Genomic DNA, 22,626 nt, shown 5'->3' on the forward strand with positions numbered 1-22,626 from the left:
TATGAAAGTTCCAAAAGATCTTAAAGCTCTTCAAAGGATGGGAATTAAGGCCGAAAAGATAGATGCGCTTAGGGTTACAATAGAAACCGCTGATGAAATAATAACAATAGAATCTCCAATGGTCATGAGGACTAGCGTTGGAGGACAAGAGGCAATAGTAGTATCCGGAGGAGAAACGAAAGTTGAGAAGAAAAATTCCCAAAAAGTAGAAGTAAAAGATGAGGACGTAAAATTCGTAATGGAGCAGACAGGGAAGCCCGAGAATGAAGTTAAAGAAGCTTTAATAAAAGCTAACGGCGACATAGCTAAGGCTATAATGATTTTGAATGGACAAGAGTCCTGAGGGACTTTATTAGCTCTTCTTCGTTTCTTTTAGTGGATACTATGACATTTATTCCCTCCCTATCTGCAAGGTCTATTGAAAGTGGATCCATTTTTAAAGGTTTATGAAAGACTACTACGTCAGGTTTTACAGGAGAAATCTTTAATGCTATCATAGGAGATCTTCCGCTGGTAACTTTAGTGAAGACTATTACTCTGTTAAAAACTAAAGAGAGGAACTGGTAAAATTCCATACCGCTTAACGAAGTTATTGCGGTTAAACTATCTACTACTACATAACCGTAAATTTTCTTTAAATTAATGGTAGAATTGAGGGGAATTCCGTCAACCGCTATTGTTAGCTCATCAAAGCAAACCGGAGTCTCAAAATCTCTCATATCCATTATAAAGGGGAAATTGAGGGTGAAAGACTTACTGAGCTCAGATATAACTTTAAACCCTCTTCTCTCATCTATTTCTATTAAACCTTGCACAAATTTCTTTACGAAAGCGCTTCCAGGCTGTCTTCTACTTCTTTCATAATCTGCAATAACTGTTTGTGAAATCCCTAAAACTCTTGCAAGCTCTGCTTGTGAAATTCCGAACATTTCTCTCCATTTTTTCATTGATAGTCCTATATTGGAACTCCATACTATGTCTCCTGCAATTCTCTTTGCTATTAACTCTATTACGTAATCACTAGCCATCAAAAATATTAAGTTAAGAGTAAATAATAAAACGTGGGGCCCGTAGTCTAGCCAGGACTAGGATGCGACGTTCGGGTCGTCGTGATCCCGGGTTCAAATCCCGGCGGGCCCATGGAAAAAGCTTTAAAACTGTTAAAGAGAAGATAAAGAATGGGCCGGTAGCTCAGCCTGGAAGAGTGCTCGGTTGGCATCCGAGAGGTCCCGGGTTCAAATCCCGGCCGGTCCACTGTGGGGGGTACCCCCTAAAACCCCTACTGCTAACGTAAAATTCCACTATCTTATCTAAGGGGCTCACGTAACGGTCCCTTCTCTTTCCTCCATTGTCCTTCTCTATTAAGTAAACATAATACTTTCCCTTAACCTCACGAATTCTTATATCACCAAATGTGAAAACTTTATTACCCATGTCATTCCCAGCTTTATAATTATCACGGGAGGCTATTTAAGGAGTGTTAATTATCAAATCTAACGTGGGATTGGAAGAAGGCGATAACAATTCCGCAACTCTGTAAAAAACTTAATTTAGCTCGTTCTTACATAAATTATATTACTCTAAATGCAAATATCTCTCTTTTACCAGTTTTCGTGCCTTTCTTAACTTTTACTATTGCTATATTATCTTTGATACTCACTTTGCCTCTTATTCTTGCAGATAAAATTTTTCCAGGGAAAACGTAAATTGCTTCGAATGGATATTCAGTAATTTCATTTTCGTATATATCTTCGTACAAATTATATCCTAACTTTAATCTTGCCTTAAATGCAATGTAAAAATCTATCATAGGATAATTTACGCTTAACAAGTTTATTTCCACCTTGCTTACTTTCTCGTCTACCTTTCTCCTGTTAACCCTTAAAGTTTCTTGATTGAGATAATACTGCATATTTTCTTTCAATTTTTCCTTTTCTTCCTCGATTTTCTCTTTATCTAGTGAGGCATAATATCCTTCCTTATCGTAATAATAAAAAGTTGAGATAAACAATCCTTTACCGTTTCTGGCTATGGTAAAATATCCCTTAGCGTAAATTGGAGTAACTTTTTCGCTCACAACTATTAATAAACTTTCTTCCTCATCTTTTTTCATGAAACAAGTTTGTATGCGTTGTGGTAAAGAAAGGGAAGGCCTAGAATTGCGCTGTAAAAAATGCGGAGGTCCTTTTAAAGTTGAGGCTGAAGACTTACCTTTCTCTAAAAATCTTAGGGAAAATTTCCCTTACATAAAGTCTTGGATTTCTTTAGGAGAATGGAATACGCCTATGATAAAAAATGGAGATATCTATTTTAAGTTAGATTTTCTTAATCCTACAGGTTCTTATAAAGATAGGGGCTCCGTAACTTTAATTTCGTATTTAGCAGAGAATGGAATAAAGGCGATATCTGAGGATTCTTCTGGTAACGCCGGAGCTTCTATTGCAGCTTATGGTGCAGCTGCAGGGATGAAAGTAAAAATATTTGTTCCTTCAACTGCTAGGGGTAATAAATTAAAACAAATTGAAAGCTATGGTGCAGAAGTTGTTAAAGTAGAAGGCAGTAGAGAAGACGTAGCTAGGGCTGCAGAAAATTCACCATATTATTATGCGTCCCACGTTCTTCAGCCTCAATTTAGGGATGGAATAAGATCTTTAGCTTATGAAATAGTGAGAGATCTAGACTGGGAAGTTCCAGATAACGTGTTTCTTCCTACTTCTGCAGGGACTTTATTGCTGGGAGTTTTTGAAGGTTTTAATCACATGTTTAATCAAGGTGTAATAAGTAAAATTCCTAAAATAATAGCAGTACAGACTGAGCAAGTTATGCCTTTATGCTCAAAAGTGAAAGGAATAAAATACACTCCTCCAGAGAAGGTAACATCTATTGCTGACGCTTTAGTTTCTACAAATCCTTTCCTTTTACCAGAAATGGAGAAAGTTGTGAAAGAGTATGGAGACTGCATAGTTGTTAGTGATGGGGAAATTCTTGAGGCTTGGAGAGAGTTAGCTAAGAAAGGCCTCCTTGTGGAATATAGCTCTGCAACAGTTTATTCTGCATATAAGAAGGCTAACCTTAAGGGAACTACTGTTCTACTGCTAACAGGTAGTGGTTTGAAAGTTTTATAAAAATGTATATACACTCTCTTTATTGTTTAAACGAGATATAACATGGATTATACTAGTAAGAGAATATAATGAATTCTTTTTAATATCCCTCCTTATTTTGGCATGATGGAAAAGTAAAGTGTAAAGTTAATCAAATATATTGTTAAAAAGTTTTTGTACAGATTATTAGAATTGCTTTTATTCAGTTTATACTTTCTTTTGTCTGATAGAGAATGAATAGTAGATACCTAAAAATACTCAGTTTAGGTATTTTGGTAATTCCATTCATATTAGCTTTAACAAGCTTAGCTTCAACAGGTACTTGCGATTATCCATCGGCAGCAGTTCCTTCTTGGTTAAGCTTAGGTAGCAACTCTTGGATGTTAACTGCAGCAACTCTTGTAGGTTTACAAAGCGTACCCGGTGTAGCTCTATATTATGCAGGATTGTCCAAGAAGAAATATGCAGTAAACAGTGCATTAATGGTATTTTATGCATTCTCTATAGTCCTTGTAGTATGGATGATAGCAGGTTACAATTTCGGCTTCGGAAAGGTTACAGTAGATATAAACGGTTATGGAATTTTTGGAACTCCTTTACCCGCATGGCCAGGAAGTTATGAAGCGTCTCAAACAATTTACGGGCCTACCAATTCTATGCTTAACATTCCGACATCTACATATATCTTCTTCCAGTTCGTGTTTGCTGCAATAACTCCGGTCTTGCTTGCAGGTGGAGTTCTAGAGAGGATGAATTTTAAAGCGTGGATGGTTTTTGTACCTTTCTGGTCTTTATTAGTATACAGCCCAGTAGCTTACTGGCTGTTTGCTGGAGGTTGGCTGAACCAATTAGGAGCTGTAGACTTTAGCGGAGGTTATGTAATACATGTAGATGCAGGAATAGGAGCTTTAGCAGCTGCCTTAGCTGTTGGACCTAGGTTAGCTTCTGATAGAAAGTTGGAAGCACACAGTCTACCATTAATATTAGCAGGCGCAGGACTGATCTGGCTAGGCTGGGACGGTTTCAACGGTGGAGACCCCGGAGGTGCTACAATTGATGCAGCAATAGCTGTATTAAATACTAATATTGCAACTGCAGTAAGCGCAGTAACTTGGATGTTAATGGACATGACTTTCTTCAAGAAGCCCACTCTAGTAGGAGCTACTAGTGGCGCAATAACTGGTTTAGTAGCAATTACCCCAGCAGCAGGATACATTAATGGCTTATATGCAATATTTATAGGCATAGCGTCTGGTATCATACCGTGGTTAGCTCTGTATAAGCTAGAACCTAAGCTCAAAGTAGATGACACTCTCGGTGTATTTTCCACTCATGGAATTGCTGGTATTGTAGGTGGACTATTAACTGGAGTATTTGCAGATCCTAGTGTTACAACGTATATAGATCCAGGTCTTCGCGGTGCACTGTACGGCGATTGGTATCAGCTTGGTATACAAGCTTTCGCAGCAGCGGTGGTAGTTGGTTACGATTTTGTTATTACGTTTGGGCTACTGAAGCTAATAGGATTGTTCATTCCGTTGAGAGCCCCACCGGAGACATTGCAGATTGGTGACTATGCAATGCATGGTGAAGTTGCTTACTCTGATCTGTTAGCAACTCTTCCAGCTGAGCAAAAGCCTACAGTAGAGAAAATAGAAGAGGAACAAAGTAAGAAGGAAGAAGATAAATAAGAGAATTTTTATTAACTAAATCTTCTCTTCTTCTACTTTCTTTTTAAATTCAGAATGTTTTAATTTTCATCATTTTTCATGCCGCCCATCGCTCATCATTAAATGGACCGGCCGGGATTTGAACCCGGGACCTCCCGCTTGCGAGGCGGGCGCTCTTCCACCTGAGCCACCGGCCCAACCTTATTTTCTTCTTTTTTCTTTATTTGTCTTTCTTCTTATAAAGTTCTTATTAGTTAATAAAAACCTTCCCGAGGCTATTATTCCTATCGCTCCGCTCATTGCTAATAGATCTACATCGTTTATTGCCCCCGTGAGAATCCCTATTATTATTTCTCTAAGAATAAAGGAGAGAGTTGCGTCCATTACATATATTACACTTCTTCCTTTTCCATGAAAAAAGTCTACTACGCTCAAGTAAACTTCTAGAAATACTATTATTAACAGTGAGTTCTCCAGGATTATTGCAGTAACTTCTACTAATCCTATCTGGAAAGATTCTATAGTTTGTGTCACAGTATATATTAGCACCATTATTAAGCCTATAATCAACAATATTTGCACTGTTATGGATGTTATTTTAATAACTAGTTTATTTAATTTCTCAGAATTTATATTTATTCTCTTTTTATCGGCATTGTCATGCAATGTATTCCACCAAAACCTCCCGTAAGCTCTGAGACGTCAATTTCTTCATACTCGATTCCTTCATCTTTTATGGCTTTTTTATTTGGGAAGAAGTCTTTGTCTGTTATGTGTTTATTATATTCTTCTTTTACTTCATTCAACAATTTTGTATATCCTTTTCTTTCCAAATATTCCATTATATTTACCATGTTCCTGTCTACTTTAGGAGATAATATTCTACTGTTTTCTATTGTAAGGAAATTAGTTGCATAAGATAATTGCTCAGCTAATCCCACTTCAATAACTTTGTAACCTTTTCTTTTGAAGAAGTCTAAAAGGTTAGTCCTTTCTTTCAGTGTGAATCCTGATTCTTTTCGTTCGTATATATGTGCTAAAGTTTTGTTTAAAATTGTGGAATTGCTAATAATAACTTCTTCTTTAGGAGTATTTAAATACATATCTAAATGCATTGTTAGCATATAATCTTCCGTTTCCTCAATTTCTGGGTTGTAAGCAATTACTATCTCGTTAAAATCTGTAAAGTCAATTGCCTGCATTATTCCTGAAATGCTTGTTCTATCTCCTGTTCCAAAGATCGCAAAGTCTTTAAATGGCATGAAATCTCCTCCCTCTAAGAAAGCTGGTTCAGTTATTTCCTTCAACGGTTTTTCTGATAATGCCTGGAATACTAGTTTTATTATCTCGGTTTCTCTTCTTCTTATCCTTTTGCTCATTCTTCCTATTATTACTCCTTGATCTGTTATTATGGACTGATCTCTGGTAAAATACAAATTTGCTAAAGGTTCCTCATTAAGGATTCGAGTTACGGTTTCATTTGTTCCCAAAGCCTCGTGAGATAGTACTGTAGGGTTAAGAAGGATTATGTCAAATAAAGTGTAAGCATCGAGTTTTTCTATATCTTTTCTAATTTTGGAAAAGTTTTCCTCAGCTTTTCCGTCTCCTTCGTATTTTATGTAATTTAAAGCGATTTTCTCTAGTAACTTTCTGAATTCGCTATCGTTTTTAGCCTTCTGAGTAATAGCTTCCTTTACTTTCAATACTTCTATTCCCATTTTTTCTAATTTGCCTACCATTTGCTTGTGCTGATTTATAGCCTTCTCTATGTTAAACCTTCTCATGTAAAGAAACGCATCAGGATCTAAAATACCGTAGAACATTTCTATTCCTGGCTCGTGGACTAGCACCGTTCTAAGTTTTGACCATTCTGAAGTAATCCTAAGCATTATAGATAATCTGTGTTCGTAATATATAAAAGCGAAAATACCTCAATCTAATTTTAGAGCATGAATTATTCTATTAGATTTTCTATAAATTTTGAAATTTGTAAAAAATCGCCTGGAGGACTCATATTATAAAATCCTTTAAATATTAGATCACGATTAAATTTTATTTTAAATACATTGTTATGATACTCTTCTGTGTTTTTTATTTCATCCTTTATCATATTTATTATTAAAGCCTCATCATAAATGTCCTTACTTATGTTTGATAAATATGAAATCAGTGATGAAGTATAATTCAGCGTTGATTTTATTATTATATCTTGAGGAATGGTAACACTAAAAATATAATTTTTGGCTTGGATTATGGAATTAAATATAGTATACTCTACTCTTATAGGTTTATTATAGAAATGTATCGGATATTCTACTAAAACAAGATTTAAATTTTTTAATATTTCTTCATATTTTAATGCTATTTTTTCTAAATCGATAGTGTCGTTATTTGAAATTCTGGAAAACGACACTACTCCTAAATTTCCTTCATCTGCAAAGTACCCTCCATTTGAGAGGATATTATTTTGAATTCTGTAAAGTCTACTTAATGTGGCTGAATCAGTTAAATCGACTATAAGTAGTTTAAAGTTACTACTAAGTAGCTTTGCTACGTAATAAATTATCGTAGATTTCCCTACACCGCCTTTAGGACTTGCAAACGTTACTCTAATCATCTTATTTTAGGTTATAGTAATATCTATATATTTTTGTTTGTAATGATGTAAATCTTTTGACTTAATTGAAATATTTTATGATTTATGATACTTATTAATCTCAAGAAAAAGCTTTAGGTATTATCCAAGATAATAATACTTGCTTTAAAAAGGAATATAGTAATTTACAATTAAACCTACGGAAAGTATTTTTAAGAATCTAAAAGAATCTCACATATGGTTAAGCTTATTAACTGGAAAAAAGCTCCACGTGAGGAAAAAGTAAAGGCCAAGAGAATTCTCAGAGAAGAAGGTTACGACGTCTACATCATTTTATTGCAAAATAGGAAGTTTATAGAGTATTTTAAATCTCATGATATAGACTCTGGAGAGAAGCTACTTATTAGAAAAGAAAGAAAAGGCAACGTTATGAAGGAAATAAATAAGCTAAAAGAAGAAGGATTTTCAGTAAAGCTAGTTATTTCCTCTTTATAGTATCCTTTAATCTTAAAGCTATTTTTAATATTGCAGGATAAACAAATATTCTTATAACGAATGTATCTAAGAGTGCGGCTATTGCAATTCCTATTCCTAATTCAGCTATTGGTTTTATAGGATCTACTGCTAAAACTCCGAAGGATGCTGCTAATATGACTCCTAAAGCTGTTACTGCTCCTGCAGATATTGATATTGCTCTTACTATACTTTCAATGTTTCTCTCTTTTTCTATTTCCTCTTTTACCCTAGTTAAGATGAATATACTGTAATCATTACCCAAACCAATCATTAGAACGAATATTGTAATTGGAATAAAGAATAGGATACCGTCTGCCGATCTAAAGAGTAAATAGATTATTGCCAAAGATAACGTTATGCTAAGTAATATCGTTCCTACAGCTCCAATGGAAATCTTAATTGACCTTAGAAAGGCTGTTAATGATATTATCAAAATTATTGGTAAAATTATTATTAACATTTCATAATATGGAAGTAAGTAATCTAAAGCGTCAATTACAGACGCAGTTGTCCCTCCAACATAACCGTGGTAAGGTTTAACCATTTTTTGAATTGTATTAACAAGATTTTGTGCTTGTTGTGTGTAAGTTCCATAATTCATGATTATAGTAACTAACAACGTCTTATTGTTAGTTCCCAAGTTTTCTCTAATTTGATGCAAAATTTCAGGAGTGATTGTGCCGTTAAAGTTACATGGAACTGGACCAATAACCTGCTTTACTCCGCTTAATCTCGAAATATTCTCTTCTATCTTAGCTATTTCTGTAAGCAGTGCGGTATTAACGTATGTAGAATTCATGACTGTCGACGACTCATTAAAGACTATTAAATCTGGATTTACAAATGATTGACCGAATGCGTTTTCCAAGATCTTTAACCCTTTCACGGCCGGTATATTTGGTAATCCTGATGTGAAGTCCAATGATAATGGAACACTTAATATAAATGCTAAAGCTATTAAACCTACAAATAAGGAGATAAGTAGAGTTGTCTTAGGTTTTTTCATAGTTACTCTTGCTATATTTCCTAGGGACTTGTTTTCAGCAAAGTGAAGGTGAGAAGGCCAGAATATCTTGCTACCTATCTTACCGTATATTATGGGCAGAAGTGTAACTGCTAATAATACTGTTATTGGTACTGAAAATCCTATGGTTAATCCCCAAGTGTGTAAGTATGGAATAAATGATAAGGAGAGGAAGACTAATGTTACTGCGCTTCCGCTTATTAATATCGCCTTACCTGAAGTTTTTACTGAAATTTTCATTGCATCTTCTTTACTCTTTCCCTTTGCTAATTCCTCCTTGAATCTGCTTAATAGGAATACGCTGTAGTCTGTTCCGATTCCTAGAAGTACAGAAATCATAGGCTCAATGACTTGAAAATCTACTGGATGATAGAGTTTTCCTACTAGAGTTACTATCGCCATTCCGAAGATTACTGATAACGCAATAACAGAGAGAGTTATTATTGGAGCTAAGATACTCCTAAAGTATATTCCAGTGATTAGCAATAGCGCTATAAAGACTAAAGCAAAAGTTATAGCTTGTCTTTGATTTTCTGAACCGCTTAATTCTTGGACTAGAGGAGCAGGTCCGGTTAAATAGAAGTTTGTTAAACCGCACTTACTTAACTTGCTATGTATTTCGCAGGAAATTTTTCCATCTGGATAAGTTCCATTCTTAAAATTATAGTTGGGGCAGTACTTTGTGTAAACGAAAATTACTGAGACGTTTTTTGTTTCGTATGTTGATGTGAATTGACTGGGTGGAGCTATTAGGAAGAACGCAGTTTCGTTCTTATTTAATAAGTCTTGGGGTGAAGTATTAAAGAGACAAGTGTAATAGAGAGGCACGTGAAGGTATTGTGCTATTTCTTCTTTTAGCTCTTGAGTAGACACGTTACCATTATTTTCCTTATATATTTCATAGCTCGTATAGTTTATTTCCTTACCTAATATTTCATCGTAAGCTATGTAAGCGTTTATTATGCTTTCAGTTTTACAGACTCCTTTTATTTGTTCAATTGCTGTTATCGCCTTGTAAACTTCTTGTGGGGAGGAGTTTACTAAAACTATGTCAATGGAGTTGTTAATGTTACCTCCGTGGAAGTATGTTGAAAGTAGCTCTTGCGCCTTTGCTGAAGGATAGGTTGAAGGGATTGTTGTGTTCTCGTTATAATTTAAATAATTAGATGACTGTGAAGATAATAATATTGCAATCAAAATTCCTATTATCCATAATATTACTACTAATTTTTTGTTCATATCATAAACTACAAAAAATGGGATTAAAAATGTTGTGAAAACAGACGTTTTTAATTAGTTATCTTCATAATATAATACATCATGAGAGTTACTATAAACACTCAAACACCTCCTATTAGATTCAAGCTAAGTTATAAGGATATCGTAGAAAAATACGGAGAGTTAGACTTGCCCTTAGATCTCTCAACTTTGAGCTCTGAAGACTATTACATCTCAGTTGGCGGAGTAGCTAGGATGATGCTAGGCTTGATAGACAAACTTGGAGGTAAGGCAAAATGGGTATCTTTAGGTCCAGGTTATCCTCCTTACGTTAAAATGAACGATATAGATTTATACTTTGTGGATTTAGATCCTAAATCTTTATCAGGATATACCAGATTTAAGGAAGGTATATATAATGAATCCCACGGGATATCGAAGTACGATCTTAACGGTAAGGATTACATTGATTATGCAACGTATAACTGGTTATCTGCGCAGAAATTACTCGAGCTTTATTCTGACACTGATGTTTATTTTATCAACGATTTTCAACAATTATTAGTAGGCGGAATAATTGGCCCTTCAGCTCCCGCAGCCTTATGGTATCACATACCTTTTGTTCCTGAAATGCTTAACGAGAAACTGAGAAATTTTCTTGTAAGATCCTTTGAAGGCTTTGACGAAGTAATAGTAAGTACTAAAAGAGACCTCGAGGGCTTAGTAAGAACTGGTGCAAAAGTGAAGGTAAGGCAAATATATCCTTATATAGATCCCTCATATTATAATACCAACATAAGTAACTCAGATGTTGAGAAAGTTGAGAATAAATTTGGAATAGGTGAAGACGATAAGGTTGTTTTAGTTGTTGCAAGAATGGATCCCATAAAGAGTCAAGATATAGCAATCCAAGCTGTTAAAAACCTTGATGTAAAACTTGTTTTAGCTGGTGACGGGAGTTTTACCAGTAAGAATCTCGGTCATGACAAGGCAAGTATATGGAGTAGAAAGTTGAGAGAGTTAGCTAGAGATTTGAAGATAGAGAACAAGGTAATTTTCACGGGATATGTAAGTGATGACGAGTTAATGGCATTATATAAGAGAGCAAATCTTGTAGCTTTACCTTCAAAAATTGAAGGATTTGGTTTGACAGTATGTGAAAGCTGGCTTTTTAAGAAGCCTGTTATTGTAAATAAAGGTGCGGGTGCAAGCGAGTTAGTAATAGATGGAGGCAATGGATATACTTTTAGAACTTATGAGGAAATGGCTGAAGGGATATCTAAGGCATTGAATGATGAGGATAAGTTGGGGAGTCTAGGTTATGAGACAGTTAAAAAGTGCGTACTCGATAACGAATTCGATAGTATAAAAGCGGTATTGGAAGAAGCATCTTCAGAATATTAATTTAAACTAGATTTTGCACATTCTATCAATGTCGCGATTGAAGCAACTTTTAAGCGAGGCAGTAGAGGAAACCGAGAAATATGGATCATTATTCTCTACTTATTTAATTTTAAAGAAGTGTAATGCGGAATACGATAGTTTAGTTAAGGAGACTGAAGCTAACTACTCTTTCTCTGTAGATGATATAATATTAATTTCACTATCTTATAAGGAATTAAATAAAACTCAGTTTTTTGTTATATCTTTTTTAATTTGCGATTACTTATCTTCTAGATATATTACACAGGATTGTCTCTTTTATTTTAGATGGGATAAGAGAATTTTTATATACAGCCCAAGAACGGAAGCACACTTGCTTTACTTAATTAAGACAGGTTATGCCGAAGGTTATAAATATTTTAAACTGACAGAGAAGGGAAAAGTTGAGGCTGAAGCCAAAAAATCTTTGCTTAGCACCATGGAGAAGATCAAAATTGATGATATGATTTCCTGTGTATTATCTAAAAATAGACTTTCAGAATTAAAGAAATACGTTAGATCGTATATTTTTGGAAAATAGAAAATAATTTATATTTGTCTCTTAAGAGAGAAAAGTGATGTTCGAGAAAATATTAGTTGCGTACGATGGGTCAGAGCATAGCAAAAAAGCTTTAGATGTTGCAATCGATTTAGCAAAAAGATATAGTTCAGAAGTTTATATAGTCGAGGCTGTAGATGAGACTATTTTTGAGACTGTAGGAGTACTGCCTCCTCTTTCTGCTATTGAGGAAATGGAGAAGAAGGCTAAGAAAGACATAGACGATGCAGCAAAGAAAGCTAATGAAAATGGAGTAAAGGTAGTAAGTGAAGTTTTAAGCGGAGATCCTGCCACTGCAATTTTAGAATATGCGAATAAGAACGATATAAAACTTATAATCATAGGAAGTAGAGGGCTATCAAGGTTTAAGAGAATACTTTTGGGGAGTGTATCTTCAAGAGTAGTTCAAGAATCGAAGATTCCAGTAATAGTTGTGAAATAAATTTTATTTTTTCTTCCTTGTTAATAGGTTCCTTTTTTAAGTTTGTAAAACTATACATAAACTATGTTTGAAGATCTACTTAAGGCAGTCAATTATTTGAACGATGGGAAAATTCTTGAAGCTGGAGAATATCTTATTGAACTCACAAAGAACAATGATGCTAATGATGATATAATAAGGATTTCTTCCGAAATAGAGAAAGAACTTAGAGAGTTAAAGGAAGAATCATGGATTGGCGAAATTGATTCTAAATTTAAAGATCAAATAATTTCCGTCCTTGAAGACAATATAAGATGCAGAAAAGAGTTAATCAAGGTTCTTTCACTCTCATTGATAGAAAAATTAAGCAAAGGGAATGAACTTATACTCAATATGATAAAAAATCCGCGTGCAGAAACAAGGCCTCATACTTTTATTTAATTTTCGTATTCTATTGGATCTTTTAAACCATTTATTTTGAAAGCAGTCTTTCTCATGTAACACGGACCGCATTTTCCACAGTGTTTTTCTCCCCCTTCATAACAGCTCCAGGTTAAATGCAGCGGAGCGCCTATCTCTACAGCGAGTTTAACTATCTCGTGCTTAACTAAATTACCTACTGGCATTAGGACCTCTATCTTTTTATTAGGTCCGGTAGCGTAAGGAGATAATTTAGAGAATAATCTAACAAATTCCATTTCATTATCAGGATATGCCCCTGCTTCCTCCAAATTAATTCCAGAAGCTATAGCGTCAAATCCGTAAGCTTCTGCTATTGCTAAAGCTACAGAGAAAAATATTAGATTCCTAGCGGGAACCCATTCATGAGCAAATTCTGCCCCTTCTTCTCCTTGTCTATCTTTAACTATTTCTCCTCCACCTTTCAGCAATGTAGTGTGACCTATTATTCTGAACAGATCAGTATCTATTTCAATATAAGGAACTTGCAGATATTCAGAAATTTTCCTTATTGCTTCTCTCTCCTTTTCTTCAGCTTTATGCCTATAATTAAAATGAAGAAGAGTTACCTCGTGCCCTTGCCTTAATAAATACGTTGCTGCAACAGTAGAATCTAAGCCTCCGCTAGCAATTACTAGTACCTTTTTCTTATCTTTAGGCTTTATGAGATCGATTTTCTCGATTTTTAAGTTGGAGTCTACTGATATAATTGAGTAAGGATCTAACTTTGTTATGTTAACCTTATTTAACGGAGTTTGATAAAAATAATCGTCTAAAGAAGTGAAGAATATTGCACCTAACTCGAAGTCGTACATCATATAAACGGGTTTAAAATTCTGTGCAATATAGATTTTATTTGGGTTTTTCTTGTCACTTATGATAAAAGCAAAACTGCCCTTTATTTGTGAAAGCAAATCTCTTAGTGTCGATAGATCTCCTTTCCAGTTTTTATCTAGGATATGCGGTATAACCGCAGTGTCCACGTAACTTTCTTTTTTTACATTGAACTTCTTTTCAAGCTCTTTATCGTTAGCGATTATACCGTTATGAGTAACAATAAATCTTTCTCCTTCAAACGGCTGGATATCTTTTTCAGTTTTTTGCTTAACGAACTCAGTTGTAGGCTCTGCTCTGTTATTCGCTATTACGACCCTACTTTTCTCATCTAAAATTCCGTAAAGTTTTTCCTCCTGCTGTGAAGGTCTTCCTATAGATTTAACAGACTTAGCAGTGCCATCAGAGTTTATTATGACTATGCCGAAACTGTCTCTTCCTCTGTCTTCTGCCCTTTTTAATATTTCAGCAAATTTTCTTTCTATTTTCTTATAATTTTTAGGGTTAAGTATTAGAGCTCCAGAAACGCTACACATAAGGCAAAAGATGTTGACCATGGTTAAAAGATTAAAGCCGCGGCCGGGATTTGAACCCGGGACCTCTGCCTTACCAGGGCAGCGCTCCAGCCACGCTGAGCTACCGCGGCACTTTTTAACTCTATTTTATAGTTGATAAATTTTACTTTTGTTTTGCACTCACTCGTAGTTATTAATCCTTAGTTATTGCATGGATGAAATAGAAAAGTTAAGACTTATAATAGGTATATTGGAGGAGAAAATGCCTGAGGATTGTGCTGAGATATTGGATGAGAAATTTAAGATATTGTTAAAGGAGATAAAAAATAATGGAATAGATAAGGTTATAAAAAGATATTATAGTGACGATGAAATAGAGGTTATTCAAACTTGAATACTTGCGGAATCTCGTTTGACGCTTCTTCTACATCTTTTACTGAGTCTATTGATCTCCAGTAAACGTTTTCGAATTTTTTACCTCTAAGTAAACTTTTTTCTGCTAATGTAGGGAAAGTTATTCTTTCTATATCACCTTTTTCTGGTAAATATTCAAATATAGTGGATTTTAATAAGTAAACTCCTGCATTGATCCAGTAATCTTTCAATACCGGTTTTTCTACGAATTTTATTATATTTTCTCCTTCAGTCTGTACTACACCGTAAGGACTTCTTAAAGGTACTAGAGAGATGGAAGCTACAGCATTTTCGTCTATTTCTTTTAATTCTCTTATATCTAGGTTTGTAAGTATATCTCCGTTTACGGTAATAAAGTCCTCATTTAGGAAAGATTTGACTTGATATATTGCGCCTCCTGTTCCTAAAGGTTCCTCCTCCATGCTAAATAAACACTCTATTCCTAATCTAGTCTTATTTTTAGTAACCCAATCAACTAGAACTTCTTTTTTATATCCTGCAAGGATTATGAATGAGCTTATTCCGAAACTTTTGAGCCATAAAATTTGCCATTCTAGAATAGGTTTACCTGCTATATCGATTAGCGGTTTAGGTTTCTCATCGGTTAGAGGTCTCAGTCTCTTGCCGTAACCGCCTGCTAAAATGACTGCTTTCATAATACTACATAGAAAAGGAATTATTTAAGTTTTTTCGCCATATCATATAAACTTTTGTTAATGAAAAAATCGTAATTTATACTTTTATTCCTTCAAGTTCAAGAAGTTTTCTCTTTAATTCAACTCCTCTAGAATATCCGCCTAATCCATGTTCTGAAATTACCCTATGACAAGGTATAATTAGGAGAACGGGATTTTTAGACAATGCAACTCCCACAGCTCTAGGAGAAGTCCCTAAAGCTTTAGCTATTTCTCCGTAAGTTTTGGCCTTACCCCAAGGTATTTTCATTACTTCCTTAAACACGCTTAACCTAAAAGGATTAACGTAAATATCTAAGTTTTCTCTTAAGTCTACTTCCTTTCCTTCAAAGTATTTATCTAGTTTTTCAAAGAAGTCTGAGAAGGCATTATTATCTAAAGAATTCTTCTCTATGCAGTTACAAAAATCTAACATTACAAATCCTTTTTCACTTTTTGCAACAGTTATGTCCCCAAAAGGGCTCTTATATAGCCCATAAATAATCATTGCTTTACCTTCTCTATTGCTGTGTTTGTTAGATCCCTATTCTGAATTTCTTGTAATATAGTGTTTACACATTTATCTAATGGTACTCCTTTAACTTCTACATTTCCTCTGGCCCTAATTGTTATTGAATTATTTTCAGCCTCCCTTTTACCTAATATGAGAATGTAAGGAACTCCATCATCGTAAGCTCTTTTAATTCTCTTAGAAAGAGTCTCTTCTTCAGAATCAATTTCTGCCCTAATTTTAAGTGATGTTAGCTTTGATAGAACTTTCTCACCGTACTCTCTGACTTCAGGATTAATTGGCAATATCCTAACTTGAACAGGCGAAAGCCAAGTAGGCAATTTTCCTTTAAAATGCTCCAGTAAAATTGCTAAAAACCTGTCTATAGAGCCGTATATTGCTCTGTGAACCATTACTGGCCTTTTCTTACTTCCATCTTTATCTACGTATTCTAGCTTAAACCTTTCAGGTAAGTTAAAATCTACTTGGATAGTTGATAATTGCCACCATCTTCCTAAACTATCCCTTATTTCGAAGTCTATTTTAGGTCCGTAAAACGCTCCCTCCTTTTCCTTTACCTGGTATTTCAAATTGAGGGAACGTATTGCATTAATTAAGGAGTTAGTAGCTTTTTCCCACTGTTCATCAGTTCCTATGCTTTCGTCGGGTCTAGTAGATAAATTGATCCTTACATCGTCTCCTTTAAATCCAAATTTTGCTAATACTTCTAAAGTTTTACTAATTAGCATTCTAACTTCGTTTTCTAGCTGATCTTCTCTCAAGAAAACGTGGCCATCATCTTGCGTAAAACCTCTAACTCTCAATAGGCCGTATAATTCACCTTTTTGTTCCCATCTATATACATTACCGAATTCTGAAAACCTAATAGGTAAATCTTTATAGCTTCTGGTTCTCGACTTATAAATCAGTATATGAGCTGGACAATTCATGGGCTTTATTCCTAGTTCCTCATCATCATGATTGAAGATCAGCATTTTATCCTTATACATGTCATAATGCCCACTTATTTTCCATAATATGGTTCTGTAAACGTGAGTAGTGTAAACTTCTTGATATCCCATTGAGACATTTATTTCCTTCATGTAGTTCATTAATTCATTTCTAATCGTCTGTCCTTTAGGATGATATAGGACTAAGCCTGGCCCAGCCTCTTCTGGAAAGCTGAATAAATCCATTTTTTCTCCTAAAATCCTATGGTCAGTTTCAGAAGCTTTCTCTAACCAATTCATGTAATCCTTCAACTGTTCTTCAGTCTCAAAAGCTACTCCCCTTATTCTGACGTACTGTTTGTCCGGAGTTGGATGATGAACTGAAATATTTAAGATTTCGAAGTATTTTGGATTCCCTGAAGGAGTTACGTTACTTTCTAAAGAAATTTCATAATTACCTGCTTTTGCTTTATTTCCTTCAATTATAATCTCATAATTTCCTTCTTTGGCGTATTTTTTAGCCTCAGCTAAAGTTATTGAACTGTCCAATTCTACGTCCACGTAGAAGTCTCTTTCTCCTAAACCCACTGCAACAGCTTTTTTTCCGTCTACTAAAAGGTTGAAGGCTAATATTATTCCCCCTTTAAGCCAAACTCCTTTGTACTCTTCCATAGTAGGCTTTATTATTAAAGGGATTATAATGCTTTTATCAAATGAGTGATATACTAATTATTGCCAGTGGAGGAGGGCATACAGGTTTCGCTAGGGCAGTAGCAGAATATTTGCCCTATAAGGCCGACTTTGTTATACCTAAAGGGGATGATATGAGTAAGAAAATGATATCTCCTTTTGCTGAAAAAGTGTATGAGGTAGAAAAATTCAGATCTCCTTCTGGTAATCTTTCAATATCCTCTTTTTTATCATCTATAATCAGCAGTGCAAAAATTAGGAAATATAAGAAGGTCATAGCTACAGGCTCAAATCATTCAATTTTTCCGTCTTTCTTTCAATTTATTAAATCTTCAAGAGTTTACGTTATCGAAAGTCAGGATAGAATATTAACTAAAGGAAAAGCGGTAAGCATAATATCAAAATATTCAAAGTATGTGTTTTTACACTGGAGAGAGCAAGAGAGACTTTATAAAAACGGTATTTCGGTAGGTCCCATAGTTGAGAAACCTAAGTACGATCCTTCAGATGATGGTCATATTTTAGTAACTGCTGGTAGTGAGGGTTTTGAGAGGCTTTTTGATGTTTTGTATTCCTTGGATATAGATAATGTAGTACTTCAAACAGGTAAAGTGGCAAAAAGGTACGAGAGAAAAGGTTGGAAAGTCTTTTCCTTTGATCCAGATATTGAGAAGTACATTGCTTCAGCAAGGCTTGTAATAACTCATCAAGGTAAGACAGCTATGGAGTCTGTTGTCATGTATAAGAAGCCTACAATTGTAGTTTACAATAAAGATTGGAAATATGCAGCAACTTTTGAGGACAGTAGGTTGTATGCTGAAATTTTGGGAGCGACTTTTCTTAACGACCCTTCAAATTGGTCTAATAATGACGAAGTTTTAAAATACATTGAGAATCCTAAAAAACCGAAAGAATACTCTCCAGGTACAGAAAATCTAGTAAAAGTGGTTCTCAATGATTCATGAAATATTGAAAATCCTGGATAAAAATAGGGAGTTTCTAAGAGAAATGGGCTGGATAGTCTCAGATCCCTATTCTTTTGAATGGTGGGGTGGATTAAAATCCGCTGATGAAATAGCAATTTCCGCATTTTTAGTTCAAATGACTAAATGGGAAACCGTGGTTAAAGTTATTGAGAATTTAAGGAGTAAGAGATTAAATTATATAGATAAAATAGCCGAAATTCCCTTGTCAACTTTAGAAGAACAAATACGTAGTGTAAATTTTTATAAAACAAAAGCAAGGAGACTTAAGAATTTTAGTGAAATTGTTAGTAAAAACGGAGGATTAAGCGTGTTTTTAAGTTTAGAGTATAGGGATAGAATTTTGGAAATCGAAGGAATAGGAGAGGAAACTGCTGATTCCTTATTACTTTTTGCAAATAATCAGCTTATTTTTCCTCAATCTGAGTACTTAAGAAGAGTTCTTTCTAGAGTTTTAAATAAAAGCATGAGCAAGAAGGAGGCCAAAAATTACGTTGAGGCAAATCTTGAGAAGGATGTTTTTCTATATAAATTCTTTCATGCCGGAATAGTTTCTGTAGGCAAGGCTTATTGTTATCTAAATAAACCAAAATGCGATAAATGCATTCTTAAACCTTTATGCAAAAATAAATATAATGAAACTATATGAATATGAAGGAAAGATCCTATTCTCTAGAAATGGAATCAAAATACCCCATGGAGTTTTGGAGGAAGGAAATATCGATTGGAAGGGCAAGGCTGTAGTTAAAGCCCAGGTCCTGGAAGGTGGAAGAGGCAAGAGAGGACTGGTAAAAGTTACGGAAGACGTTAACTCTACTATAGGCGAAATGAAAAAATTAGGTATAAGCAAGTTTCTTATCGAAGAGTATATTCCTCACGATAGAGAAGTCTATCTTTCAATGATTTTAGATAGAGATACTGCAGAACCAATGCTTATTGCGTCTCCTCATGGAGGAATAGATATTGAAAGCTCTGGAGATGTTAATAAATTCATTATTCCGATTGAAAGAGGACCAAGAGGATATGATATAATAGAAGTTGAAAAGTACTTACAAGTAAAGGGACTGTCTCAAGTTATTCAGGGGTTATATAACATTTTTACTGAGTATGATGCAGAATTAGTGGAAATTAATCCATTAGCAGTTACTAAAGACGATGTAATAGCTCTAGATTCCAAAGTAATTTTAGAGGATAATGCGTTATATAAACATCAGAACCTTCTAAAAGAACTCGGTAGAGAATATTCTCCAGATAGCTACGTTGAACTTGACGGAGATATAGGAATAATAGGCAACGGTGCAGGTTTAACAATGGCAACAATGGACATGGTAAAACTGATGGGAGGCAATCCTGCAGACTTTATGGACGTAGGAGGTGGTGCAGATAGGGAAAGAGTTAGGTATTGCGTTATAAAAGTTGGTTCAAATCCGAAGGTGAAGAAGATTCTTGTAAACATTTTCGGAGGAATAACTAGGTGTGATGAGGTTGCGTTAGGAATAGTTGATGCTTATAATGAGATTAAAAAGCCAATATTCGTAAGGCTTGTAGGTACAAACGAGGAAGAAGGATGGAAGATTCTTAAGGAACACGGAATTAAATTTTATGAGAATCCAATTGATGCGGTGGGGGATGCACTACGCTGATAGATAGGAATACTAAGGTTCTAGTTCAAGGAATCACTGGAAAAGAAGGCTCTTTCCATACAAAACTAATGCTTGAGTATGGCACAAAGATAGTCGCAGGCGTTACCCCCGGCAAAGAAGGCTCTCAAGTTTATGGTGTTCCTGTTTACGATACTGTGAAAGATGCAATTAAAGAACATGAAATAGATGCGAGCATTATTTTCGTTCCTGCTAAATTTGCTGTTGATGCGATTTATGAAGCAATAGATGGAGGAATTCCATTAATAGTAGTTATAACAGAGCATATTCCAGTACTAGATATGGCTAAAGTAGTTCATTATGCTGAAAAGAGAGGAGTGAAAATAATAGGTCCTAATTGCCCTGGAATAATAAATCCTGGAGAGTCTTTGTTAGGAATTATGCCCTCTAGGGCTTTTAGGAAAGGTAAGGTTGGGATAATCTCTAGATCTGGAACTCTCACTTATGAGGTTGCTGAGATCCTGAAGGATTTTGGACAGTCTACCGTAATAGGAATAGGAGGAGATCCTATAATAGGAACTAAGATGCAGGATGTGGTTAAGATGTTTGATGAGGACAATGAAACCGAAGAGGTAGTGATAATAGGTGAAATAGGCGGTACAATGGAGGAGGAAGTAGCTAAGATGAAAAAAGATGGAAAGATATCTAAAAACATTGTAGCTTATATTGCAGGATTAACTGCTCCTAGGGAAAAAAGAATGGGTCATGCAGGTGCAGTAGTATATATGGGACTCGGCACTTATGAGAGTAAAGTCAATGCCTTCAAGAATTCAGGAATTAAAGTAGCTAAAACACCGTTTGAAATAAAAGACTTACTTTTTTCTTGACCTATTGTCCTCTTGGTTTTATTGTAATAGTTCCGTTGTCTTCGTCTACTTCTAGCATGTATCTTGTACCGAATTTTTCTACCATTGACTTCGGTATATATAGGTTTAATGGTAGTGTATAGTATTCATATTCGTAAACCTTACCTCTAACCAGTTTTTTGCCTACTAATCTTTTTGCTTCTACTTCTCTCTCTTTCATAAGATAGAATCTTTTCTTACTCTTTTTAAAACTTTTGCATATCATCTTTTTAAATCTTTCATTAAATTTAAATTTCTTTAAATCAGTTTAAATTTTTGACGTAACTCATAAAAAATCATTTCGTTAACAAAGTTTAACAGATCAACCCTAAAAAGTGATGTCTGTATATCTGTTTCTGTTATTCTTATTTTTAAATAGTATAACTCATTTAAAAAGTTAAATAAAGCAATATAGATGCAATCATTATACTCGCAATCTGGACCATGATCTAACCTAATTTTCTCATTGTTAACACTACTTACTATCTTTTGTGTTCCCCAATCTATTATTGTAGAAATATTAACTCCACCTAGATAATTCTGGTTAATTATTATTCCGATTTTATCATATCTAGTATTTCTTTTATTTATATCAACTTTATACATTTTAGTCGAATTTAGAATTTCTAAAAGATCAAAATAGTCGATATGTATTAAGATATCTTTATCCTCTAAGTAAACATAAAGATCATTACCGATGAAAGGGGAAATATGCATTCTACCAATATCTATAGCACTCTCTATGTCATTAAAGAAGTACTTATTGTCCCTTCTGTCAAATTTAATCATTACTAATTATTATTGCACTAACCGATAATTAAATATACTATTCCTACTCTCTTTCATTATGCCAGTTCATATATTGGCAAAGAAAGGGGAAGTTGCAGAAAGAGTTTTAATAGTAGGAGATCCTGGTAGAGCTAAATTACTTTCTTCAATCCTGGAAAACGCTAGATTAGTTAACGAAAATAGGAGTTTTTTGGTATATACAGGAAGGTATAATGGCATGGATATAAGTATAGCAACTCATGGAATTGGGGGTCCTTCAGCTGCCATAGTTCTAGAGGAATTAATCATGTTAGGCGGAAAGACCTTTATCAGATACGGAACTACTGGAGCTTTAATCCCAGATATAAATTTGGGTGAATACGTTATAGTTGCAGGTGCATCATATAATCACGGTGGTCTTATTTACCAGTATTTAAGAGAAGACAGTTGCATTGCTGCAACGCCAGATTTTTACGTACTTAACGCCTTAGTGCAGAATTTTGAGAGGCAAGGTCTAAAATTTCATATAGGAAATGTATTTAGCAGTGACGCGTTTTATGCTGAGGATGAGGAGTTCGTAAAAAGATGGTCTTCCAGAGGTAATATTGCTGTTGAAATGGAGTGTGCTACGATTTTTGCAGTAGGTAGAATGAAGGGAGTGAGAACTGGTGCTGTATTGACTGTCAGTGATAATTTGGCTAAAGGAGGAGTGTGGATAAGTAAGGAAGATTTAGAAAATAGTGTAATGAGGGGTGCAAAAGTAATTTTAGATACGTTGAGTAAGTTATAAAA

Annotated in this window: 26 protein-coding genes, 4 tRNA genes and 1 pseudogene; 16 read left to right on the plus strand and 15 right to left on the minus strand. The window is 34.7% G+C overall.

The features are described 5' to 3' along the window. Position 1: 1 nt before the first annotated feature. A complete protein-coding gene (locus HS5_RS00095) occupies positions 2 to 343 on the plus strand; it encodes a nascent polypeptide-associated complex protein (RefSeq protein ID WP_236752060.1) in 342 nt (113 codons plus the stop codon). Here HS5_RS00095 and HS5_RS00100 read toward each other — a convergent pair. Next, the gene (locus HS5_RS00100; protein ID WP_236752061.1) at positions 312 to 1,028 is read right to left on the minus strand and encodes a helix-turn-helix domain-containing protein; all 717 of its coding nucleotides are present in this window, start codon (positions 1,026 to 1,028) and stop codon (positions 312 to 314) included. The genes HS5_RS00095 and HS5_RS00100 overlap by 32 nt on opposite strands. Positions 1,029 to 1,064: 36 nt before the next feature. On the opposite strand from HS5_RS00100, the gene HS5_RS00105 reads away from it, so the two are divergent. Next, positions 1,065 to 1,140: transfer RNA gene (locus HS5_RS00105), tRNA-Pro, on the plus strand. Between the two features lie 40 nt (positions 1,141 to 1,180). Continuing rightward, a tRNA-Ala gene (locus HS5_RS00110) sits at positions 1,181 to 1,254 on the plus strand. A 33-nt stretch (positions 1,255 to 1,287) separates the two neighbouring features. Here HS5_RS00110 and HS5_RS00115 read toward each other — a convergent pair. Beyond that, a pseudogene (locus HS5_RS00115) lies at positions 1,288 to 1,434 on the minus strand (putative integrase); the annotation flags it as partial. A gap of 136 nt (positions 1,435 to 1,570) precedes the next feature. Beyond that, a complete protein-coding gene (locus tag HS5_RS00120; protein ID WP_236752062.1) occupies positions 1,571 to 2,113 on the minus strand; it encodes a hypothetical protein in 543 nt (180 codons plus the stop codon). Between HS5_RS00120 and HS5_RS00125 the strand changes: the two genes are divergently transcribed. Both HS5_RS00125 and HS5_RS00130 read left to right on the plus strand, forming a co-directional pair. Then, positions 2,112 to 3,125 carry a pyridoxal-phosphate dependent enzyme gene (locus HS5_RS00125; protein ID WP_236752063.1) on the plus strand — a complete coding sequence of 338 codons (1,014 nt, stop codon included), beginning with the start codon at positions 2,112 to 2,114 and terminating at the stop codon, positions 3,123 to 3,125. The two genes, HS5_RS00120 and HS5_RS00125, sit on opposite strands and share 2 nt — an antisense overlap. Positions 3,126 to 3,337: 212 nt before the next feature. Then, positions 3,338 to 4,795 (plus strand): ammonium transporter, encoded by a 1,458-nt coding sequence (locus HS5_RS00130; protein ID WP_236752064.1) that lies wholly within the window; start codon positions 3,338 to 3,340, stop codon positions 4,793 to 4,795. A gap of 103 nt (positions 4,796 to 4,898) precedes the next feature. Here HS5_RS00130 and HS5_RS00135 read toward each other — a convergent pair. From HS5_RS00135 to HS5_RS00150, 4 genes are all read right to left on the minus strand, one after another. Continuing rightward, positions 4,899 to 4,971: transfer RNA gene (locus HS5_RS00135), tRNA-Ala, on the minus strand. A gap of 4 nt (positions 4,972 to 4,975) precedes the next feature. Then, positions 4,976 to 5,440, minus strand: a complete 465-nt coding sequence (locus HS5_RS00140) for a phosphate-starvation-inducible PsiE family protein (protein WP_236752065.1) — start codon at positions 5,438 to 5,440, stop codon at positions 4,976 to 4,978. Next, entirely contained in the window at positions 5,410 to 6,663 is a 1,254-nt protein-coding gene (locus HS5_RS00145) for an arginine deiminase family protein (RefSeq protein ID WP_236752066.1), read from the minus strand. Before HS5_RS00145 ends, HS5_RS00140 begins: the two co-directional genes overlap by 31 nt. Before the next feature lie 65 nt (positions 6,664 to 6,728). Continuing rightward, entirely contained in the window at positions 6,729 to 7,391 is a 663-nt protein-coding gene (locus HS5_RS00150) for a hypothetical protein (protein ID WP_236752067.1), read from the minus strand. 216 nt (positions 7,392 to 7,607) lie between these two features. On the opposite strand from HS5_RS00150, the gene HS5_RS00155 reads away from it, so the two are divergent. Next, entirely contained in the window at positions 7,608 to 7,865 is a 258-nt protein-coding gene (locus HS5_RS00155) for a hypothetical protein (RefSeq protein ID WP_236752068.1), read from the plus strand. On the opposite strand, the gene HS5_RS00160 is transcribed toward HS5_RS00155, so the two are convergent. Continuing rightward, positions 7,849 to 10,149, minus strand: coding sequence for an MMPL family transporter (locus tag HS5_RS00160; protein ID WP_236752069.1), 2,301 nt, complete (start codon positions 10,147 to 10,149; stop codon positions 7,849 to 7,851). The genes HS5_RS00155 and HS5_RS00160 overlap by 17 nt on opposite strands. Before the next feature lie 81 nt (positions 10,150 to 10,230). Between HS5_RS00160 and HS5_RS00165 the strand changes: the two genes are divergently transcribed. From HS5_RS00165 to HS5_RS00180, 4 genes are all read left to right on the plus strand, one after another. Next, a complete protein-coding gene (locus HS5_RS00165) occupies positions 10,231 to 11,532 on the plus strand; it encodes a glycosyltransferase family 4 protein (protein WP_236752070.1) in 1,302 nt (433 codons plus the stop codon). A 37-nt stretch (positions 11,533 to 11,569) separates the two neighbouring features. Further along, entirely contained in the window at positions 11,570 to 12,091 is a 522-nt protein-coding gene (locus tag HS5_RS00170) for a hypothetical protein (protein ID WP_236752071.1), read from the plus strand. A gap of 37 nt (positions 12,092 to 12,128) precedes the next feature. Further along, positions 12,129 to 12,551, plus strand: coding sequence for a universal stress protein (locus HS5_RS00175; RefSeq protein ID WP_236752072.1), 423 nt, complete (start codon positions 12,129 to 12,131; stop codon positions 12,549 to 12,551). Positions 12,552 to 12,614: 63 nt separating this feature from the next. Then, a complete protein-coding gene (locus tag HS5_RS00180; RefSeq protein WP_236752073.1) occupies positions 12,615 to 12,971 on the plus strand; it encodes a hypothetical protein in 357 nt (118 codons plus the stop codon). On the opposite strand, the gene queC is transcribed toward HS5_RS00180, so the two are convergent. Next, complete coding sequence (gene queC / locus HS5_RS00185) at positions 12,968 to 14,359, minus strand: 7-cyano-7-deazaguanine synthase QueC (protein ID WP_236752074.1); 1,392 nt, start codon at positions 14,357 to 14,359, stop codon at positions 12,968 to 12,970. The two genes, HS5_RS00180 and queC, sit on opposite strands and share 4 nt — an antisense overlap. A 35-nt stretch (positions 14,360 to 14,394) precedes the next feature. Further along, positions 14,395 to 14,469: transfer RNA gene (locus HS5_RS00190), tRNA-Thr, on the minus strand. Positions 14,470 to 14,549: 80 nt separating this feature from the next. On the opposite strand from HS5_RS00190, the gene HS5_RS00195 reads away from it, so the two are divergent. Beyond that, on the plus strand, positions 14,550 to 14,732 hold the full coding sequence (locus HS5_RS00195; RefSeq protein ID WP_236752075.1) for a hypothetical protein: 183 nt from the start codon (positions 14,550 to 14,552) through the stop codon (positions 14,730 to 14,732). Here the strand turns inward: HS5_RS00195 and HS5_RS00200 are convergent. The 3 genes from HS5_RS00200 to thrS all read right to left on the minus strand — a co-directional run bounded on the left by HS5_RS00200 (position 14,719) and on the right by thrS (position 17,559). Further along, the gene (locus HS5_RS00200) at positions 14,719 to 15,408 is read right to left on the minus strand and encodes a nucleotidyltransferase family protein (RefSeq protein ID WP_236752076.1); all 690 of its coding nucleotides are present in this window, start codon (positions 15,406 to 15,408) and stop codon (positions 14,719 to 14,721) included. The genes HS5_RS00195 and HS5_RS00200 overlap by 14 nt on opposite strands. 76 nt (positions 15,409 to 15,484) lie before the next feature. Beyond that, positions 15,485 to 15,934 carry a methylated-DNA--[protein]-cysteine S-methyltransferase gene (locus HS5_RS00205; protein ID WP_236752077.1) on the minus strand — a complete coding sequence of 150 codons (450 nt, stop codon included), beginning with the start codon at positions 15,932 to 15,934 and terminating at the stop codon, positions 15,485 to 15,487. Further along, positions 15,931 to 17,559 (minus strand): threonine--tRNA ligase, encoded by a 1,629-nt coding sequence (gene thrS / locus HS5_RS00210; RefSeq protein WP_236752078.1) that lies wholly within the window; start codon positions 17,557 to 17,559, stop codon positions 15,931 to 15,933. The genes HS5_RS00205 and thrS overlap by 4 nt, the downstream gene beginning before the upstream one ends. 41 nt (positions 17,560 to 17,600) lie before the next feature. Here thrS and HS5_RS00215 point away from each other — a divergent pair, with 41 nt between their 5' ends. From HS5_RS00215 to sucD, 4 genes are read left to right on the plus strand one after another with little or no spacing between them, the layout of a single operon-like run. Continuing rightward, complete coding sequence (locus HS5_RS00215) at positions 17,601 to 18,542, plus strand: glycosyltransferase (RefSeq protein WP_236752079.1); 942 nt, start codon at positions 17,601 to 17,603, stop codon at positions 18,540 to 18,542. Then, positions 18,532 to 19,209: an endonuclease III domain-containing protein gene (locus HS5_RS00220; protein WP_236752080.1), complete on the plus strand. Its 678-nt coding sequence runs from the start codon at positions 18,532 to 18,534 to the stop codon at positions 19,207 to 19,209. Before HS5_RS00215 ends, HS5_RS00220 begins: the two co-directional genes overlap by 11 nt. Further along, positions 19,196 to 20,203, plus strand: a complete 1,008-nt coding sequence (locus tag HS5_RS00225; protein WP_236752081.1) for a succinate--CoA ligase subunit beta — start codon at positions 19,196 to 19,198, stop codon at positions 20,201 to 20,203. Before HS5_RS00220 ends, HS5_RS00225 begins: the two co-directional genes overlap by 14 nt. Further along, positions 20,203 to 21,048 carry a succinate--CoA ligase subunit alpha gene (gene sucD, locus HS5_RS00230; protein WP_256445596.1) on the plus strand — a complete coding sequence of 282 codons (846 nt, stop codon included), beginning with the start codon at positions 20,203 to 20,205 and terminating at the stop codon, positions 21,046 to 21,048. The genes HS5_RS00225 and sucD overlap by 1 nt, the downstream gene beginning before the upstream one ends. Before the next feature lies 1 nt (position 21,049). Here the strand turns inward: sucD and HS5_RS00235 are convergent, their stop codons facing one another. Together HS5_RS00235 and HS5_RS00240 are read right to left on the minus strand one after the other, a co-directional pair. Continuing rightward, complete coding sequence (locus HS5_RS00235) at positions 21,050 to 21,247, minus strand: hypothetical protein (protein ID WP_236752082.1); 198 nt, start codon at positions 21,245 to 21,247, stop codon at positions 21,050 to 21,052. Positions 21,248 to 21,324: 77 nt separating this feature from the next. After that, a complete protein-coding gene (locus HS5_RS00240) occupies positions 21,325 to 21,855 on the minus strand; it encodes a hypothetical protein (protein WP_236752083.1) in 531 nt (176 codons plus the stop codon). 55 nt (positions 21,856 to 21,910) lie between these two features. Between HS5_RS00240 and HS5_RS00245 the strand changes: the two genes are divergently transcribed. Continuing rightward, positions 21,911 to 22,624 carry a purine-nucleoside phosphorylase gene (locus HS5_RS00245; protein ID WP_236753608.1) on the plus strand — a complete coding sequence of 238 codons (714 nt, stop codon included), beginning with the start codon at positions 21,911 to 21,913 and terminating at the stop codon, positions 22,622 to 22,624. Positions 22,625 to 22,626: the final 2 nt, after the last annotated feature.

Origin of the sequence: Acidianus sp. HS-5, from assembly GCF_021655615.1 — an archaeon.
Classification (GTDB): Archaea; Thermoproteota; Thermoprotei_A; order Sulfolobales; family Sulfolobaceae; genus Acidianus.

Bases quoted from the DNA above. Each gene is read 5' to 3' on its own strand.
- HS5_RS00160 (WP_236752069.1), bottom strand. From the start codon at position 10,149: ATGAACAAAAAATTAGTAGTAATATTATGGATAATAGGAATTTTGATT.
- HS5_RS00165 (WP_236752070.1), top strand. From the start codon at position 10,231: ATGAGAGTTACTATAAACACTCAAACACCTCCTATTAGATTCAAGCTA.
- HS5_RS00175 (WP_236752072.1), top strand. From the start codon at position 12,129: ATGTTCGAGAAAATATTAGTTGCGTACGATGGGTCAGAGCATAGCAAA.
- HS5_RS00220 (WP_236752080.1), top strand. From the start codon at position 18,532: ATGATTCATGAAATATTGAAAATCCTGGATAAAAATAGGGAGTTTCTA.
- HS5_RS00180 (WP_236752073.1), top strand. From the start codon at position 12,615: ATGTTTGAAGATCTACTTAAGGCAGTCAATTATTTGAACGATGGGAAA.
- HS5_RS00145 (WP_236752066.1), bottom strand. From the start codon at position 6,663: ATGCTTAGGATTACTTCAGAATGGTCAAAACTTAGAACGGTGCTAGTC.
- HS5_RS00215 (WP_236752079.1), top strand. From the start codon at position 17,601: ATGAGTGATATACTAATTATTGCCAGTGGAGGAGGGCATACAGGTTTC.
- HS5_RS00100 (WP_236752061.1), bottom strand. From the start codon at position 1,028: ATGGCTAGTGATTACGTAATAGAGTTAATAGCAAAGAGAATTGCAGGA.
- HS5_RS00205 (WP_236752077.1), bottom strand. From the start codon at position 15,934: ATGATTATTTATGGGCTATATAAGAGCCCTTTTGGGGACATAACTGTT.
- HS5_RS00195 (WP_236752075.1), top strand. From the start codon at position 14,550: ATGGATGAAATAGAAAAGTTAAGACTTATAATAGGTATATTGGAGGAG.
- HS5_RS00095 (WP_236752060.1), top strand. From the start codon at position 2: ATGAAAGTTCCAAAAGATCTTAAAGCTCTTCAAAGGATGGGAATTAAG.
- HS5_RS00120 (WP_236752062.1), bottom strand. From the start codon at position 2,113: ATGAAAAAAGATGAGGAAGAAAGTTTATTAATAGTTGTGAGCGAAAAA.
- HS5_RS00125 (WP_236752063.1), top strand. From the start codon at position 2,112: ATGAAACAAGTTTGTATGCGTTGTGGTAAAGAAAGGGAAGGCCTAGAA.
- queC (WP_236752074.1), bottom strand. From the start codon at position 14,359: ATGTGTAGCGTTTCTGGAGCTCTAATACTTAACCCTAAAAATTATAAG.
- thrS (WP_236752078.1), bottom strand. From the start codon at position 17,559: ATGGAAGAGTACAAAGGAGTTTGGCTTAAAGGGGGAATAATATTAGCC.
- HS5_RS00240 (WP_236752083.1), bottom strand. From the start codon at position 21,855: ATGATTAAATTTGACAGAAGGGACAATAAGTACTTCTTTAATGACATA.
- HS5_RS00150 (WP_236752067.1), bottom strand. From the start codon at position 7,391: ATGATTAGAGTAACGTTTGCAAGTCCTAAAGGCGGTGTAGGGAAATCT.
- HS5_RS00130 (WP_236752064.1), top strand. From the start codon at position 3,338: ATGAATAGTAGATACCTAAAAATACTCAGTTTAGGTATTTTGGTAATT.
- HS5_RS00225 (WP_236752081.1), top strand. From the start codon at position 19,196: ATGAAACTATATGAATATGAAGGAAAGATCCTATTCTCTAGAAATGGA.
- HS5_RS00235 (WP_236752082.1), bottom strand. From the start codon at position 21,247: ATGAAAGAGAGAGAAGTAGAAGCAAAAAGATTAGTAGGCAAAAAACTG.
- HS5_RS00155 (WP_236752068.1), top strand. From the start codon at position 7,608: ATGGTTAAGCTTATTAACTGGAAAAAAGCTCCACGTGAGGAAAAAGTA.
- HS5_RS00200 (WP_236752076.1), bottom strand. From the start codon at position 15,408: ATGAAAGCAGTCATTTTAGCAGGCGGTTACGGCAAGAGACTGAGACCT.